Raw genomic sequence first — 12452 nt, forward strand, 5'->3', positions numbered from 1 at the left:
CCTTCTAGCCGAAGAATGGCCGGGGCGGAAGCCGGCGGGCGCGGTTCAGCTACGCCGCGCGAACAGGGCGGAGAAGGCCAGCGCGAGCCAGCCGGCCAGCATCAGGAAGCCGCCAGCAGGTGCGGCGCCCGCAAAGAGCCGCTCGTCATAGAAGCCACGCCGGGTGAGATCGGCGGCAAAGAGCGCGACGCCGATGATGATGACGGAGAGCGCGACCCGTGCCAGCAGATCGGAGAGCAGGCCGGCCTTGCGTGCGGCCGTTGCGCCCAGGATCACGGGAGCGTGGGTCAGCAGCATCTGGCCGGCGGTCTGGAGGCCGCTCGTGCCTGGCCCATGCGCTGCCGCAGCCAGGAGCGTCACGCCCGCAAGGCCCATCAGCGCGGCCAGCGTGAGATGAATCTTTGCGGCGCTCATGGCAGGATCACTTTCTCTGGACCGGACCGAAATGCTGGCGTGCGGGGCCTCGCGAGGAGGCCTGGCCGGATTGCCTCGCCTCCCTCGCCATCACGGCAGCCGCGAGGCTTATGCCCGCTCTGCCAATACGCGCGCGATCGCTGCGCGCAGCTCCGGAATGCCGAGGCCCTTTTCGCTCGAGGTGAGCAGCACCTCGGGGAAGGCGGCCGGCCGGCGCTTGATCTCGTCGAAGGTCGCTTCCTGCATGAACTGCTGGTCGGCCTTCTTGATCGCGTCGCCCTTGGTCAGCACGACCTGATAGGAGACGGCGGCCTTGTCGAGCGTCTCCAGCACCGCGCCGTCGACATCCTTGATGCCATGGCGGGCGTCGATCAGCACATAGACCCGCATCAGGTTGGAGCGGCCGCGCAGATATTCGTGGATCAGATTGGTCCAGGCTGCGACCTTGTCGCGCCCGACGGCGGCATAGCCGTAGCCGGGCATGTCGACGATGGTCAGGCGCTCATCATGCCCGACCTGACGGAAGAAATTGAGCTGCTGGGTACGGCCCGGCGTATGCGATGTCCGGGCCAGCGCATTGCGCCGCGTCAGGGCATTGATCAGGCTCGACTTGCCGACATTGGAGCGCCCGGCAAAGGCGATCTCCTGGCCGACCATGGGGGGCAGGTCGTCGATCTTGGTCGAGGCCCAGACGAAATCCCAGGGACCTTCGAAGAGCTTGCGAGCGCTCTCGATCTCGTCCGGAGTGAAGGGGGTTGTCGTGCTTGCTGTCATGGGTCCTGCCTACACGGCGGCGCGCAAGGCGTCGATGTTGGCGCCGGCGATTGCACCGAGATTGCGGGAGATTGTCTCTGCATCCCAATCCCACCAACGAATGGCGAGGAGTTCCGCGATCGTCTCGGCCGGGAAGCGCATCTTTACGATCTGACCGGGATTGCCGACAACCACCGCATAGGCTGGCACATCGCGCGAGACCTGGGCCCGTGTCCCGATGATGGCGCCGTCGCCAATCGTCACGCCGGGCATGATCACCGCCTCGCGGCCGATCCAGACATCATTGCCGATCACCGTGTCGCCACGCAGGCCAAGCCTGTCCGGCGTCATCTCGGGAGCGCCCTCGAATCCGAACATCTGGAATGGATAGGTCGAGAAGCCGCCCATCGGGTGGTTCGCGCCATTCATGATGAACTGTGCCGCCTGGGCGATGGCGACGAATTTTCCGATGATCAGCCGGTCGCCGATGAAGTCGAAGTGATAGCGCACGCAGCGGCCGACGAAGTGCTCCGGCCCGCGCGAGTCGTCATAATAGCTGTAGTCGCCGACCTCGATCAGCGGGTGGTCGACGACGGCCTTCAGGAAGGCCGTGCCCTTCCAGCCCGGGATCGGGTGAAGGGTCCGCGGATCGGGAAGCGGCATGGAGGCTCCCTTTCGAAGGCAGCGTGAACAAGGTCCGAAAAAAAAGCAAAAAGCCCCCCTCCCGAGGGAGAGGGGCGTCGCGTCGCAGCCCGGAGGCTTACTTCGCCTTGTTGCTGTTCGCCGGCTTTCCGGGCGCCGGCGTCGCCGTTGCTGCCGCCGCAGCCGGCTTCTTGCCGAACATGCTCTTCAGATTGTCGAACAGTTCGATCTTCACACCGTGCTTGCGCATGATGAAGCCCTGCTGGACGATCGAGAGCAGGTTGTTCCAGCTCCAGTAGATCACCAGACCGGCCGGGAAAGAGCCGAGCAGGAAGGTGAAGAACACCGGCATCCAGGTGAACATCATCTTCTGCACCGGATCGGGCGGCTCCGGGTTCATCTTCATCTGGATGAACATGGTGATGCCCATGAAGATCGGCCAAGCGCCAATCATCAGCATCGCGGGGACCGCGAAGGGCAGCAGCCCGAACAGGTTGAAGACCGAGGTCGGATCGGGCGCGGCAAGATCCTTGATCCAGCCGAAGAACGGCGCGTGCCGCATCTCGATGGTGATGAACAGGATCTTGTAGAGCGCAAAGAAGACCGGGATCTGCACCAGTACCGGCCAGCAGCCGGCGAGCGGGTTGATCTTCTGGGTCTTGTACAGCTCCATCAGAGCCTGCTGCTGCTTCATCTTGTCGTCGGCGTAGCGCTCGCGAATGGCGAGCATCTCCGGCTGCACCGCCTTCATCTTCGCCATCGAGGCGTAGGACTTGTTGGCGAGCGGGAAGAACAGGGCCTTGAGCAGCACGGTGACGATCAGGATCGAGACGCCGAAATTGCCGACGTGCTTGTAGACCCAGTCCATCACGAAGAAGAGCGGCTTGGTGATGAAATAGAACCAGCCCCAGTCGATCATCAGCTCGAAGCGCTTGATGCCGAGATTCTTCTCGTAGCCGTCGATGGCCGCGACTTCCTTGGCGCCGGCGAAGAGCCGGGCATTGGCGGTCGCGCTGGCGCCCGGCGCGACCGTGACGGCCTCGCCCAGGAAATCGGCCTGGTAGGTGTGCGAATTGCCGGTCTGGACCGAGGAATAGCGCCCGTCATACTTGCGCTGCTGATCGGGGATGACCGCGGCCGCCCAGTACTTGTCGGTGATGCCGAGGAAGCCGCCGACGGCGTCCTTCCAGACCTTGCCGGTGGTGCCGGGCGAGAGCGTCGGCTCCTTGTCGATCTTGTCGTAGGTGTATTCCTGCAGGCCCTGCTCGCCGAGATTGCCGACGAGGCCTTCGTGCAGCACGTAGTAGCYAAGCGTATGCGGCTTGCCGTGGCGAACCACCTGGCCGAACGGATACAGCGTGACCGGCGCACCGCCCTTGTTCTCGACCTCGTCGCGGATCGAGAACATGGCGTTGTCATCGACCGAGATCATCCGCTTGAACAACAGGCCCTGGCCATTGTCCCAGGTCAGCGTCAGCGGCGTACCGGGGCGCAGCACTTGGGCGTCCGCGGTCCAGACGGTCGTCGCATTCGGCAGCACCACATTGGCGCCGGGTGCGGCGACCCAGCCGAAATCGGAATAATAGGCGTTGGGTCCGCCGAGCGGCGAGAGCAGCACGATGTTCGGGCTGCTGCGGTCTACGGTCTCGTGATAGGCCCTGAGCGAGACGTCATCGATGCGCGCGCCGGTGAGCGAGATCGAGCCGGCGATCTTGGGCGTGTCGATCTTGACGCGCGGACCGCGTGCGAGCGCCTGCTCGCGGGTCTCGACAGCAGCGACGGCCTGGGCCGTGCCGGGAGCGGCGGTCGCTGCCGGCTGGCCTGGAACGGTCGCCGGAGCCGGAGTAGCCGACGAGCCCGGCTGGGCCGTCTGGGTCTGCGCCTGCTGGCTCTGCTGCGCGGCCTGCTTCTGCTTTTCCATCTGCGGCACGCCGTAGAAGAACTGCCAGCCGAGCAGCACGACCACCGACAGGGTGATCGCCAGAAGCAGGTTGCGATTGTCTTCTTTCATCATGACCGGAAACGGATCTCGCTGAATGCCCCGAAGGGCTTTTGGCCTAAGGCTGGGGACGGGTGCCACCACTGGTGGGGCGCTTGTCGGTCGGCCTGCGGCCGGGTTTTGCGGGTCTGGCGCGATCGAGTGCGACGGAAAGATCGGCGATCAGCGCGGAAAACGGAGCTGTCAGCACCTCGCGCCGCGCGACGATCACGAGATCGCAGGGCCGGTCGGCCTGGGCGGCAAGGGCTTGTTTCGCGGCGGCGCGCAGACGGCGCCGGATGCGGTTGCGCTCAACGGCATCGCCGACCTTGCGGGAAGCGGTCAGGCCGAGGCGCAGGCCGTGACGGCCTTCTTCACCCGCGGCATCGCGCACCTGCGCCGTGAAGGCAGGCGAACGAAAACGGCGGCCATGCTCGGCCGCCGCCAGAAACTGTTTGCGTTCGGTCAGACGGGCGTGGCGCATGGCGATGGGCCTGTCTTCCGGAAACGGCGCGCAGGTCACGCGCCGGTCGCTCAGGCCGACAGGCGCTTGCGGCCATGCGCCCGGCGGGCGGCGATGACCTTGCGGCCACCCTTTGTCGCCATACGGGCGCGGTAACCGTGGCGGCGCTTGCGAACCAGCTTGCTGGGTTGATAGGTTCTCTTCACGGTCCGTCTCCGGGGCCTTGTTCCGGCATGGCGACCGGGTTCCCGCTGGGGAAAATCGGCCGGCCAAGCCTGTCATGCAAAAGGGGCGGCGCCGCCCGAAAGGCTGCGCAGGTCGCGGGCTTATGGCGGAAGGGCGGGGGCGAGTCAATGCCGAAGGCGCATCCTGCGACGATGCCGCGCGGATCGACAGGCCCGGCTCCTCGGCCCGCCCGTGCCTTGAAGACGTTGATCATCAGGAGCCGCGACGCAGTCGGCGTGCAGAGGGCCTTCGATCGTGAAAAGAGGCAGGGCGTCGCCAGGGGCCGCCCGTGCGGCAAGGCTGACGACGCCGAGGTTCATCGGGCCGGCTCTGTCATAGAGCGGCTCGCGCCGGCGCTGGGGAGGCGGCCGAGCGGCTGGTTTCGGTCAGATGCGATCCTTGATGCCCATGCGCAACATCTCTTCGCGCGGCAAAATCATCTCTTCGCGCGGCAAAATCTCTTCGCGCGGTAGGAGGGGAAGCGCCCGGGCGAACTGCGCGACAAGGCGTAGCTCGCGCTTGCGCTCTCGATCGACATGCACGATATAGCGCCCGGGAGGTTGGCGAGGGACGTCTCACTCGCCAACCGGGTCAGGTCCGGAAGGAAGCAGCCCTAACGAGACCGAACGGGTCTTCGTCCAGCCTCCCACTTTGCGGCTGCCTTGCGCGCTGCTCCCGCTTGCCAGGTCTTCGATCCAAGCCTTGGATCGGGGCCGCTCCTGCCTCGTCCCGGCCGGAGTATTGCAAGTCCGGCGTTGACCGTCGCCTCCCGATTGGCGAAAGCATGCGGATGACCGACGAGACCGCCGCTGCCGATTCCGTTGAAGAGCTGGGTTTTCCCGGCCTCGCGCCAGCGCCCGTCGCGACCGCGGCGCCTTACCGGGTGCTTGCGCGCAAATACCGTCCGGCCCATTTCGGCGACCTGATCGGCCAGGACGCCATGGTGCGTACTCTGACCAACGCCTTCGCCGCCGGCCGCATCCCGCAGGCATGGATGCTGACGGGCGTCCGCGGTGTCGGCAAGACGACCACGGCCCGCATCCTGGCGCGTGCCCTGAATTTCCAGAGCGCGGATGGGGCGGGTGGGCCGACCACCGATCTCTCGCGTTTCGGCTTGCATTGCCGCGAAATCATCGAGGGCAGGCATATCGACGTGATGGAGATCGATGCCGCCTCGAACAATGGCGTCGACAATATCCGCCAGATCAACGACAGCGTGCGCTATGCGCCGGTCTCCGCACGCTACAAGGTCTACATCATCGACGAAGTGCACATGATGACCGGGGCGGCGTTCAATGCCTTCCTCAAGACCCTGGAAGAGCCGCCGCCGCACGCAAAGTTCATCTTCGCCACCACCGAKATCCGCAAGGTGCCGGTGACGGTGCTGTCGCGCTGCCAGCGTTTCGATCTGCGCCGGGTCGATGGCAGCCTGCTCGTCGGCCATCTCTCGAACATCTGCAAGGCCGAAGGGGTCGACGCCGAAGAGGAGGCGCTCGGTGCCGTCGCCCGCGCCGCCGAAGGCTCGGTTCGCGATTCTCTCTCGATCCTCGACCAGGCCATCGCCCATGCGGCCGGCCGAATCACGCTCGAGGATGTGCGCTCCATGCTCGGCCTCGCCGACCGGGCCCGCGTCATCGACCTGTTCGAGTCGGTGATGAAGGGCGATATCGCGGCGGCGCTCGGTGAACTCAGGGCGCAATATGATGCCGGTGCCGATCCGGTCGTGGTGCTGACCGATCTCGCCGAGTTCACCCATCTGGTGACGCGTCTGAAGCTCGTGCCCGAAGCCGCCCGGGATAACGGCCTGAGCCAGGCCGAGCGCGTGCGCGGCAGTGATTTCGCGGCCCGACTGTCGGTGCGCGTGCTGGCCCGCGCCTGGCAGATGCTGTTGCGCGGCATGGCTGAGGTGAAACAGGCCGACAGGCCGGTGATGGCGGCCGAGATGGTGCTGGTCCGTCTCACCCATGCGGCCGACCTGCCGACGCCCGACGAGGCCATGCGGATGCTGCGCGACGGCAATGGCTCTCCCGCCGGATCGGGCAATGGCGGGGGGGGCGCAGCGCCCCGCCCTCCCTCCGGTGGCGGCAACACGGCGCTCGCGGCACGGCCTGTGCTCGCCAGCGCGAACCCCGCGCCCGCTGCCGCCCCTCGTGCGGTTGCGGCCCCGGCCGTGCTCGTCGCTTCGATCGAAGATATCGTCGCGCTCGCCTCGCAGAATCGCGACATCACCTTGAAGATTGCGCTCGAGCGCGATGTGCGGCCCGTTCGCTTCGAACAGGGGCGGATCGAGTTCGCCCTGGTCGAAGGTGGTTCACGCACGCTCGCCAATGATCTGTCGCGCCGCCTCAAGGAATGGACGGGACAGACCTGGATGGTCGTCATCGTCAATACGGAGGGGGGCGCGACGCTGCGCGAGCAGGCCGTTGCCGCCAAAGACCAGCGCGAGAGCGACGCTGCCGCTCATCCAGCGGTGAAGGCTGTCCTGGAGCGCTTTCCCGGCGCCCGCATTGTCAACGTGCGCGATCCGCGCGCGGCTGAAGCTGCCGAGGCGCAATCCTCGGGCTCGGCCGACGATGATTACATGTCTGATGCCGAGCCGCTGTTCGACGACAGCGAGCCGGATTTCGACGGCGTCGATTTCTGACACTTTCGCATACGGAGAGACACCATGCGCGACATGATGGGCCTGATGAAGCAGGCGCAGCAGATGCAGCAGAAGATGGCCGATGTTCAGGCCGAGCTCGACACGATCGAGGTCGAGGGCGCCTCCGGCGGCGGCATGGTCACCGTGACGATGACCGCCAAGGGCGCGCTCAAGTCGGTCCGGATCGACCCGAGCCTGATGATGGCCGACGAGCGCGAGATACTCGAGGATCTGATCGTCGCGGCCAGCACCGACGCCCGCGCCCGCGCCGAGCGGGTGATGCAGGAGCGCATGGCTGAGATCACCAAGGGCCTGCCGATCCCGCCCGGCATGAAACTGTTCTGAGCTGCAGGCCCGCATGTCACGCGCCATTGCCGGCCCCGAGATCGAGCGGCTGATTCAGCTTCTCGCCAAGCTGCCGGGCCTCGGGCCGCGTTCGGCCCGGCGCGCTGCCCTGCATCTCGTCAAGAAGCGCGAGCAGCTTCTGGGCCCGCTCGCCGAGGCCATGGCGACCGCGCGCGAACGCATCGTCGTCTGCACGACCTGCGGCAATATCGATACCAGCAATCCCTGCTCGGTCTGTCGCGACGCCCGCCGCGACGATGGGGTGATCGTCGTCGTCGCGGACGTCTCCGACCTATGGGCGCTCGAGCGCTCGGGCGCTGTTTCAGGGCGCTATCATGTTCTGGGCGGCGTGCTCTCGGCGCTCGACGGCATCCGGCCCGAGCACCTGACGCTCGATGCGCTGGTGGCCCGTGCCTCCGACCCGGCCGTGAAGGAGGTCATCCTGGCGCTCAACGCCACGGTCGACGGGCAGACCACGGCGCATTTCATCACCGATCTGCTTGCCCATTTGCCGGTCAAGGTGACGAAGCTCGCCCATGGCGTGCCGGTCGGCGGCGAGCTCGACTATCTCGACGACGGCACGCTCGCTGCCGCCATTCGCCAGCGCACGGGCTTCTGATCCGGGCTTCGTCCCGTCAGAACTTGTAGCTCAGGCTCGTGCGGACGCTATGCAGCGTCGAATCCTGATCGGTCGTCACGCCAAGGAAGGCGCCGCGCGCCAGGCGGTTGAACCGGCCGAAATCGGTGTAGCGGTATTCGACGCCGGCGATCAGGTGGTCGGTCAGCGCAAAGGAAAGACCGCCGCCCACGCTCCAGCCCGAGCGCGATGTCTGGGCGCTGTCACGTGCTCCCGAAGCCGGATCGAAGAGCTGCTGGTCGAACTCGGTGAAAGTCGCGCCACCCGTGGCATAGATCATGAAGCGGTCCATCGCAAAGCCCAGGCGACCGCGCACCGAAGCCTGCCAGTCGCGTTTCACCTCACCGATGCCGAGGGCATGACGGAAGCGCCCATCGCTATTCAGGGCCTCGATATCGCCTTCGATGCCGAGGACATAGGAGCCGAACTGGTAATTGAAGCCGGCATGTCCGCCGCCGAGCACCGAATCGGTATCGGAGGTGAAAGCCGCGCCGATGCCGTTGGCGGCGATGAAGCGGGTGCGCTCCGAGCCCCAGGAATAACCGATCTGGCCGCCGGCGTAGAACCCGGTCCAGGAAAAGAATTCCGGCAGTGCAGGAGCCGGCGGCAGCGTGCCCTTGCGATAGGGCATGTCCGCCGCGGAGGCCGCGCCGCCAGCCAGAAGTGCGAGGCTCGCAAGGCCGGCTTTCAGGAACATCTTCATCGCAGGTCTCTGTATGTCGTTCGCCGATCGGGTGGCCAGATGYGGTGCCTCCCGTCATCCGGGACGAGGAGGTCGCAAGCCTTTGCTGACGCATGTGAAGCGCGCGTTTTCTGGCTCTGATTAGGAACTGTTAAGGTTAACAAACGGATAAGCGGCCTGGGGTGGCCCGCCGCGCAGGGAACAAACTCGTCGTCCGCCCGGTTTGCCCTAGGCTGGTGCCAGGCCGCGTGTCGACCCACCGCGGCGGCGGAGACTTTTCATGGCCTTCTTGAAACGCATCACGGGCGCAGCGGGCGCGGGGGTGGCGCTGGGCTACGTGGCCGAGGCGATCTCGCGCTGGCGTGCGCGGCCTTCGCGAGAGGAGGTTGCACGCGGCCGCGACGCGGCTTCGCCGCTCGAGATGACCTGGCTTGGCTGGAAGGATGTCCTGCTGCGCTTTGCCGGCAATGTTGCCGATAACCGTCTCAGTTCTCTGGCTGGTGCGGTCGCCTTCTTCACCTTGCTTTCGCTTGTCCCGGCGCTCTCGCTCCTTGTCGCGCTGTACCGCTATTTCACCGACCCGCTGACCATCGCCGGCCAGCTCGACAGCCTCACCACGGTCTTTCCAACTGCCGCACGCGAGTTGATCCGCGAGCAAGCGATGCGGCTTGCGACACAATCCAGCACCGGCCTGTCCCTTGCTGTCCTTGTCAGCCTGCTCGTGGCGGCCTGGAGTGCGAACGCCGCGGTGAAGGCGGTCTTCGATGCGCTCAACATCATCTATCGCGAACGGGAGAAGCGCAGCTTCTTCAAGCTGAACCTGATCTCGCTGCTGACCACGCTGAGCGGGGTCGTGCTGCTGATGGCGGCGCTGATCGCGATCGCCATCCTGCCGGTCATCTCCGCGTTCTTCCCGTTCCACTACGAACTCGAGCAACTGGTCCGGCTGGTGCGCTGGCCGACCTTCGTCGTGATGGCGACGCTGGCGATCGCCTGCCTCTACTGGATCGGACCGAGCAGGCGGCGGCCGCGCTTCGCCTGGGTCATGCCAGGCGCGATCGCCGCCTCGCTGCTCTGGGCGGCCGCGTCATGGGCCTTCTCCTGGTATGTCGGCACGCTCGGCAATTACACGGCGACCTATGGCTCGCTCTCGACGGTGGTGGTCTTCATGACCTGGCTCTGGCTGTCGGCGATGATCGTGCTCGCCGGTGCCGAACTCAATGCCGAACTCGAGCATCAGACCGAGCGCGACACCACGATCGGGCGACCCAAGCCTCTCGGCCGCAGGGGCGCGACCATGGCGGACAGGGTCGGTGCTGCCATGGCGGACGAGTAGGCGATGCTGGATCCCGACGACACGCGCCAGAGCGACCTGCGCAGCGGTTCGAGCCCCTGGCGCACAGATGCCGGACATCCGCGAGGCGAGACGCTCGAAGCGGATATTCGCTGCGACGTGGCGATCATCGGCGGCGGCATCACGGGGGCGATGCTGGTGGAACATCTGACCGCGCGTGGGCGGCAGGTCGTGCTCGTCGATCGTGAAAGACCAGGCTTCGGCAGCACGGTGGCCAGCACTGCGATGCTGCAATGGGAGATCGACCAGCCCTTGCGGCGGCTTTCGGCGCTCTACGACTTCGAACGGGCGGCGGATATCTATCGGCGCAGCCTTCGGGCCGTGGCGGGGCTTCGTGAGCTGGTCCTGGGCCAACAACTGCGCTGCGCCTTCCATCCCCGTGACACGGTCTATCTCGCAGCTGGCGAGACCGGGGCGCGTGAATTGCTGGACGAGCATCTCCTGCGGGAGCGCGCTGGCCTGCCCGGCTCCCTGCTCGGCCATGACCTGCTGCTGCGCGAGTTCGGGTTCGACCGGGCGGCAGCCATCGTCTCGCCCGGATCGGCGGAAGCAGACCCCCTCAGCCTGTGCCATGCCCTGCTCGGCGTGGCGGCAGCGCGGGGCGCGCGTCTTATCCGCGACGAGGCGGTGGCATTCGATGGCCAGGGTCGCTCCGCCATGGTCCAGCTCGGCGCTGGCCACACGATCGAAGCCGGTCATGTCGTCCTGGCAGCCGGCTATGTCATGCCAGATTGCGTCCGGAGCGATCTGCATCGCATCGCCTCGAGTTGGGCATTGGCGACGCAGCCGCAGCCCGCACAGGCGCTCTGGCCTCGGCGTGCGCTCGTCTGGGAGGCTTCGACGGACTATGTCTACTGCCGGACCACGGCCGATGGAGGCATCGTCATCGGAGGCGAGGACGAGGGGAGCGATGACGCCGATCTGCGCGAGCGTCTCGGGCCGGAGAAGACAGAGGCGCTGCTCGGCAAGCTCGCGGCCCTTGTGCCGGCTGCGCGGCTCTCGCTTGCTCACACCTGGTCCGGGGCCTTCGGCCAGACCGGGGACGGGTTGCCGCTGATCGGGCGGGTCCCTGGCCAGCCACGCCTGCTGGCGGCCTATGGCTATGGCGGCAACGGCATCACCTTCAGCTTCCTCGCGTCTCGTCTCCTCGGCGCCCTGCTAGAGGGCAGGGAGGAGGCCTGGTTCTCTGATTTTGCGATCGACCGGCCGAGCCCGGTCTGACGGYCCCGCGATATTGCGCGGCTGCAATCTTGGTCTTGCCATGCCAAGGGGCGACAATGGCTCGGTTTCTTGCCATTTGAAGACTGCGGCGGACGTCGGGCCGCATCATTTTCGGAGGCGGCGATGCTCACGGTTAAGGACAAGGTTTCGTCACCGGTACGGCTTGAGGCCTATGACGCGCCCCTTCACATTGGCGCGGTCTCCTTGCGGGTGCGCGATCTGCCGCGCCTGACGGCCTTCTATCGCGACGCGATCGGGCTGACGCTGATCTCGGAAGAGCCCGGCCTCTCCGTGCTCGGTGTCGACGGCGTGCCGCTGGTGCGGCTCGAAGGGGGGGCGAGCGCACCGGTATCGGCCGCCGGCCTCTTCCATCTCGCGATCCTGCTGCCATCGCGCCGTGACCTCGCCAACTGGCTGGCGCATGCGGCCAGGACCCGAGTGCCGCTGGAAGGCGCCTCGAACCATCTCGTCAGCGAGGCGCTCTACCTCTCCGATCCGGAAGGCAACGGCATCGAAATCTATCGTGATCGCAGCCGGCCGGAATGGCCGCGACTTGATGGCGGCGCCATCAAGATGTCGACCGATCGGCTCGATCTCGACCTGCTCCTGCGTGAGTCGGACGGAGCCGCCTATCCCGGCATGCCGACTGGCACGGGCATGGGGCATGTTCATTTGCGCGTCGGCGACACCGCGCAGGCCGAGGGCTTCTACCGCGATGGGCTCGGTTTTGACGTGATGGTGCATTATCCCGGCGCCAGCTTCCTCGCGACCGGTGGCTACCATCACCATATCGCCGTCAATGTCTGGGGCAGCCGGGGGGCAGGCCTGCGGGCTGACAGCGATGCGGGRCTCGCGAGCTTCGAGCTCGTCGCCGCCGACGACCCGGCCTTCGCGGCGATGCGGACGCGGATGATCGCTGCCGGCGGTCGTGATCAGGGAGGCACCGTCACCGTTGCCGACCCCTGGAATAACCGTCTGATCCTGCGTCGCTAACGGATCGGCCCGAAAAGTGGGGCGCGGTTTTCGGGAAAGCCGATGCAAACACGAAAGCCTCGGCCCGAAAGGTGGGGTGCGGTTTTCGGGACGCCGATCCA

General features: G+C 66.3%; 14 protein-coding genes and 1 other RNA gene. 7 read left to right on the top strand and 8 right to left on the bottom strand.

Annotated features, from left to right (window positions below; genetic code table 11):
• Nucleotides 1-45: 45 nt before the first annotated feature.
• The 7 genes from AC1DRP_RS00245 to AC1DRP_RS00275 all read right to left on the bottom strand — a co-directional run bounded on the left by AC1DRP_RS00245 (nucleotide 46) and on the right by AC1DRP_RS00275 (nucleotide 5017).
• Complete coding sequence (locus AC1DRP_RS00245; RefSeq protein WP_476767493.1) at nucleotides 46-414, bottom strand: DUF423 domain-containing protein; 369 nt, start codon at nucleotides 412-414, stop codon at nucleotides 46-48.
• 108 nt (nucleotides 415-522) lie between these two features.
• Complete coding sequence (yihA, locus tag AC1DRP_RS00250; RefSeq protein WP_441490528.1) at nucleotides 523-1188, bottom strand: ribosome biogenesis GTP-binding protein YihA/YsxC; 666 nt, start codon at nucleotides 1186-1188, stop codon at nucleotides 523-525.
• 9 nt (nucleotides 1189-1197) lie between these two features.
• Nucleotides 1198-1830, bottom strand: a complete 633-nt coding sequence (locus AC1DRP_RS00255; protein ID WP_476767494.1) for a CatB-related O-acetyltransferase — start codon at nucleotides 1828-1830, stop codon at nucleotides 1198-1200.
• Nucleotides 1831-1927: 97 nt separating this feature from the next.
• The gene (gene yidC, locus AC1DRP_RS00260) at nucleotides 1928-3820 is read right to left on the bottom strand and encodes a membrane protein insertase YidC (protein ID WP_476767572.1); all 1893 of its coding nucleotides are present in this window, start codon (nucleotides 3818-3820) and stop codon (nucleotides 1928-1930) included.
• Between the two features lie 46 nt (nucleotides 3821-3866).
• Nucleotides 3867-4271 carry a ribonuclease P protein component gene (gene rnpA, locus AC1DRP_RS00265; protein WP_476767495.1) on the bottom strand — a complete coding sequence of 135 codons (405 nt, stop codon included), beginning with the start codon at nucleotides 4269-4271 and terminating at the stop codon, nucleotides 3867-3869.
• A 50-nt stretch (nucleotides 4272-4321) separates the two neighbouring features.
• Complete coding sequence (gene rpmH / locus AC1DRP_RS00270; RefSeq protein ID WP_038364779.1) at nucleotides 4322-4456, bottom strand: 50S ribosomal protein L34; 135 nt, start codon at nucleotides 4454-4456, stop codon at nucleotides 4322-4324.
• A 405-nt stretch (nucleotides 4457-4861) separates the two neighbouring features.
• Entirely contained in the window at nucleotides 4862-5017 is a 156-nt protein-coding gene (locus AC1DRP_RS00275) for a hypothetical protein (protein WP_441490531.1), read from the bottom strand.
• 12 nt (nucleotides 5018-5029) lie between these two features.
• On the opposite strand from AC1DRP_RS00275, the gene ffs reads away from it, so the two are divergent.
• The 4 genes from ffs to recR all read left to right on the top strand — a co-directional run bounded on the left by ffs (nucleotide 5030) and on the right by recR (nucleotide 8083).
• Nucleotides 5030-5126: signal recognition particle sRNA small type (gene ffs, locus AC1DRP_RS00280), an RNA gene on the top strand.
• 139 nt (nucleotides 5127-5265) lie between these two features.
• Entirely contained in the window at nucleotides 5266-7119 is a 1854-nt protein-coding gene (locus AC1DRP_RS00285; protein WP_476767496.1) for a DNA polymerase III subunit gamma/tau, read from the top strand.
• 24 nt (nucleotides 7120-7143) lie between these two features.
• Complete coding sequence (locus tag AC1DRP_RS00290; RefSeq protein WP_113516833.1) at nucleotides 7144-7464, top strand: YbaB/EbfC family nucleoid-associated protein; 321 nt, start codon at nucleotides 7144-7146, stop codon at nucleotides 7462-7464.
• A gap of 13 nt (nucleotides 7465-7477) precedes the next feature.
• The gene (gene recR, locus AC1DRP_RS00295; protein ID WP_441490534.1) at nucleotides 7478-8083 is read left to right on the top strand and encodes a recombination mediator RecR; all 606 of its coding nucleotides are present in this window, start codon (nucleotides 7478-7480) and stop codon (nucleotides 8081-8083) included.
• Nucleotides 8084-8099: 16 nt separating this feature from the next.
• Here recR and AC1DRP_RS00300 read toward each other — a convergent pair whose 3' ends face one another.
• A complete protein-coding gene (locus AC1DRP_RS00300) occupies nucleotides 8100-8804 on the bottom strand; it encodes an outer membrane protein (protein WP_441490535.1) in 705 nt (234 codons plus the stop codon).
• A gap of 259 nt (nucleotides 8805-9063) precedes the next feature.
• Between AC1DRP_RS00300 and AC1DRP_RS00305 the strand changes: the two genes are divergently transcribed.
• From AC1DRP_RS00305 to AC1DRP_RS00315, 3 genes are all read left to right on the top strand, one after another.
• A complete protein-coding gene (locus AC1DRP_RS00305; RefSeq protein ID WP_441504997.1) occupies nucleotides 9064-10119 on the top strand; it encodes a YihY/virulence factor BrkB family protein in 1056 nt (351 codons plus the stop codon).
• A 3-nt stretch (nucleotides 10120-10122) separates the two neighbouring features.
• Nucleotides 10123-11358, top strand: a complete 1236-nt coding sequence (locus tag AC1DRP_RS00310; RefSeq protein ID WP_476767497.1) for an NAD(P)/FAD-dependent oxidoreductase — start codon at nucleotides 10123-10125, stop codon at nucleotides 11356-11358.
• A gap of 123 nt (nucleotides 11359-11481) precedes the next feature.
• A complete protein-coding gene (locus AC1DRP_RS00315) occupies nucleotides 11482-12351 on the top strand; it encodes a VOC family protein (RefSeq protein ID WP_441504995.1) in 870 nt (289 codons plus the stop codon).
• Nucleotides 12352-12452: the final 101 nt, after the last annotated feature.

It is taken from the genome of Allobosea sp. 01N443 (genome assembly GCF_056399325.1).

Coding starts and splice junctions, on each gene's coding strand:
- AC1DRP_RS00255 (WP_476767494.1), bottom strand. CDS start 1,830: ATGCCGCTTCCCGATCCGCGGACCCTTCACCCGATCCCGGGCTGGAAG.
- AC1DRP_RS00290 (WP_113516833.1), top strand. CDS start 7,144: ATGCGCGACATGATGGGCCTGATGAAGCAGGCGCAGCAGATGCAGCAG.
- yihA (WP_441490528.1), bottom strand. CDS start 1,188: ATGACAGCAAGCACGACAACCCCCTTCACTCCGGACGAGATCGAGAGC.
- AC1DRP_RS00300 (WP_441490535.1), bottom strand. CDS start 8,804: ATGAAGATGTTCCTGAAAGCCGGCCTTGCGAGCCTCGCACTTCTGGCT.
- recR (WP_441490534.1), top strand. CDS start 7,478: ATGTCACGCGCCATTGCCGGCCCCGAGATCGAGCGGCTGATTCAGCTT.
- AC1DRP_RS00245 (WP_476767493.1), bottom strand. CDS start 414: ATGAGCGCCGCAAAGATTCATCTCACGCTGGCCGCGCTGATGGGCCTT.
- AC1DRP_RS00310 (WP_476767497.1), top strand. CDS start 10,123: ATGCTGGATCCCGACGACACGCGCCAGAGCGACCTGCGCAGCGGTTCG.
- AC1DRP_RS00305 (WP_441504997.1), top strand. CDS start 9,064: ATGGCCTTCTTGAAACGCATCACGGGCGCAGCGGGCGCGGGGGTGGCG.
- rnpA (WP_476767495.1), bottom strand. CDS start 4,271: ATGCGCCACGCCCGTCTGACCGAACGCAAACAGTTTCTGGCGGCGGCC.